The organism is Streptomyces alkaliphilus (assembly GCF_014141535.1).
GTDB classification, from domain to species: domain Bacteria; phylum Actinomycetota; class Actinomycetes; order Streptomycetales; family Streptomycetaceae; genus Streptomyces; species Streptomyces alkaliphilus.
Genome location: NZ_VKHT01000630.1, coordinates 1 through 3,093, shown reverse-complemented (window position 1 = coordinate 3,093; position 3,093 = coordinate 1). Strand labels below are relative to the sequence as shown.

At 67.0% G+C, this 3,093-nt stretch carries 2 protein-coding genes; one reads left to right on the top strand and one right to left on the bottom strand.

What is annotated here, in order from left to right:
• Positions 1–644 precede the first annotated feature (644 nt).
• The gene (locus FNQ90_RS17710) at positions 645–2,510 is read left to right on the top strand and encodes an NHL repeat-containing protein (protein ID WP_182607278.1); all 1,866 of its coding nucleotides are present in this window, start codon (positions 645–647) and stop codon (positions 2,508–2,510) included.
• A gap of 286 nt (positions 2,511–2,796) precedes the next feature.
• Here FNQ90_RS17710 and FNQ90_RS17705 read toward each other — a convergent pair.
• Positions 2,797–3,093, bottom strand: a 297-nt coding sequence (locus FNQ90_RS17705) for a glycosyltransferase (protein WP_407699387.1), incomplete at its 5' end; no start/stop codon positions are given.

The window sequence follows — 3,093 nt, the reverse complement described above, 5'->3', positions numbered from 1 at the left end:
ACAACCGACGGCATCCGCGACCTCCACGAGAGCGACGAAACGACACCCCATCACTCCCACACCGACGCCGCCCCTACCCCTGACCAGCGAAAACGCAGCCGTCAGACTCGGAAAGACAACAGCGTCTCAGTGTGTCAGTGATCTGGTGGAGGATGCGCGGACCTGGTTGCCGGACGCGCAGGAGGCTGTGCGGCTGCCGGTGGGGTCCGTGTTGACAGGGGGCCGGGGGAGGTGGCGCGGTCTTGTTCAGGGTGTCGGTCGGGGCCGTGGACAAACCGGTTGGCGAGATGGCAGGCGGGTGGTCGGGACGCCCCGGGCTGCACCGAACCCGGGACACATCGGAAACTCCACAAATTTTTGTATGACCCGACAGGGGGACACGGTCATGCCGGATCCGGAGGCCGGCGACTCTGTCGCAGGACCGCGAGAAAGATGACGGGGATGGTGGCCCGGGGCTTCTCCGGATGCGGGCTGTGAGGTCCTGATGGACCATGCTCGTGGGGGGACGTGCCGACCTTTTCCTTTTCGGTGTCCCTCTTTTCCGATGGAGCGGCAAAGCCGCCATGGGCCGCTCACCGCGAGCGGGGACGTGCGAGACCCTTCCCGGCCACTCGTGTCGCACGAGCGAGACAGGAGCTTCAACGGTGACCCTGAGCGTGGATATTGCTGGAATGAACATGCCGCTGGTAAGTCCGACCTCGCTGGACGGTCAGCATGCGGCAGCGGTTGCGGAGGGCGTGATCACTTCGGTGGAGTACACCGAAGCGGAGAGCCACAGTCGCGGCGGAGACGCCCCCAGCAACAGGTTCAACCAACCGGCGGGCGTGGTGGTTGCCCGGGACGGCACCCTGTTCGTCGCCGAAAACAGCGGCCACCGGGTACGGAAGGTGACTCCGGATGGCAGGATGTTCACAGTGGCCGGAAACGGAACAGAAGGTGACGAGGGTGACAACGGGCCCGCGGCGCAGGCCCAGCTCCGGGGGCCTTGGGCGCTCGCGTTGGACGCCGAGGGGAACGTGTACGTCTCCGAAAAATCCCGGGTGCGGAAGGTGACCCCGGACGGCAAGATCACCACGGTGGTCGCGGACATGAAATGGCCGAGGGGCCTGGCATGCGACAGCTCGGGAAACTTGTACATCGCCGAATACGGCAGGCACCGGGTGCGGAAGGTGACCCCGGACGGCAAGATGACCACGGTGGCCGGCACCACGGATCACGGCGGCTTCAACGGTGACGAAGACAATGCAGCCGGCGCCTCACTCTACGAGCCCACCGGTTTGTGCCTGGACGAGATCGGCAACCTGTACATCGTCGACCATGGGAACCATCGGGTGCGGAAGGTGGCACCCGACGGCATCATCACGACGGTTGCCGGCGCAGGGTCGAACCCCGACGTGCAGAATCTCGGCGACGGCGGACCGGCTGATAAAGCCGCGCTCTTCTGGCCCTACGGGGTCGTGCGGGACATCTACGGGAATCTGTACATCACCGCAAACGACCGGGTGCGGAAGGTAACACCAAACGGCATCATCAACAGTGCTGTTTTCGTCGACGAGGACAATGAGAAGGCCACAATGGCCGAGCTGAAAAACCCCGCAGGGCTGGCGCTGGACCAGTACGGCAACCTGTACATCGCCGACAGGAGCAACGACCGGGTGCTGAAGGTCGCGGGCCCCCGGGAGCGGAGTCTGATGGGCCGCCAGGTCAACGTCCCGCAGGCCGGTCTCGGCGAGATCGCCGAGCTCACCGTGGAGTTCACCGCCTACCGCGCGGGGCGGGCCGTCGACGCCAAGAACGTCGTGCAGACGTTCACCGCGCCCACCGGCTTCGCCTTCGCCGAATGGCCCACCTACTCCTACAACGGGAACGATGCGTGGAGGGGGAGCCTGGGCTGCCGTTTCGAGCGCGACCGCAGCGTCATGCTGGTCACCAGCAACCTGCATCTCAACACCTGCACCGGGGACAAGGGCCCACTGCTCTACACCATCCCGGTCAAAGCGGTAGCCGCGGTGGATCCCGGCACCTACCACGACGGGCGGTTGATCGTGGGCCGCAGCCCGGGCATCGGGTTGAGCGCCACCGTCACCGGAGGACCCCAGTTCTCCGTGACGCCGGGATCGTCGCCTGTGGAGATGATGAGGGGCGACGGTCCCACGTACCCGGGGGTGGGAGTCCACCGGGAAGGACCGGTCCCGCCGCAGACCATCACCGCGACCCTCCCCCCGGGAGCCGGCCTGGCCTTCAAGCCCGAATGCGGAGACAAACATCAGATGACCGTGGGTTCGCGTGAGATGACGAGAACAAAGAATTTCGACGCCGAACTGTCCGAGGATGGGCAGACTCTGACCTGCCAGAATGTGGATCTTGACCTCTCGCAGCAGCATCCTGGCTCCGCCGTGTGGGTCGCCGTGACGGCTGCCGCCACCGCGGCGATCGGAACCACTCGGCTGACCTTCCGGGTGGGCGGCATCGAATCGGCCTCCACCGACGTGAAGGTCATCTCGGGGTGACCGCCCCGACTTCCCACCGGACACGAGCGAACCCATGACCGGTTGCTTCCGGGTCGGGCATCCCGAAGGACAACGTCGCACCAGGGCGTAGGGTTCGCTCGGCCCCGCCACGAAGGAGCCGCGGCGTTTCCCCCCACCGGACGGGACACCTTCATCGGCGTCATCGCGACGCCCCCGGGGGGAACCCACCGCCGCTTCCCCGGACGCGGACATCGAGCGAAAGCACGCCGTTGCGGGCGTGGTCGGGAGGTACCGACCTCTCGCTGTGCGTCATCCGGGCTCCGGGCTATCGGGGGGCGACCGTGCCGTGGCGGTTGTTGCGGCTCACCTCTTGGTGGCCGCGGCGGGTGCTGCGCCGGGGCGTGGGGGCGAGGGTTTCGACGGCTTCGCACCACAGAGCGAGGTCGGGTGCGGCGCTCAGTTCCTCGGAGCGAGCCAGAGCCCGGTGGGAGGCCCGGGCCCAGGTGTCGGGGTCCCGCAAGGACGCGAGGGCGTTGATCCAGGCATTGGGGTCGTCGCGGTAGGCGAAGATGCCGGCCCGGCCCAGTGATTCGACGAGGCCGGGGGTGGGGTGGGCGATCAC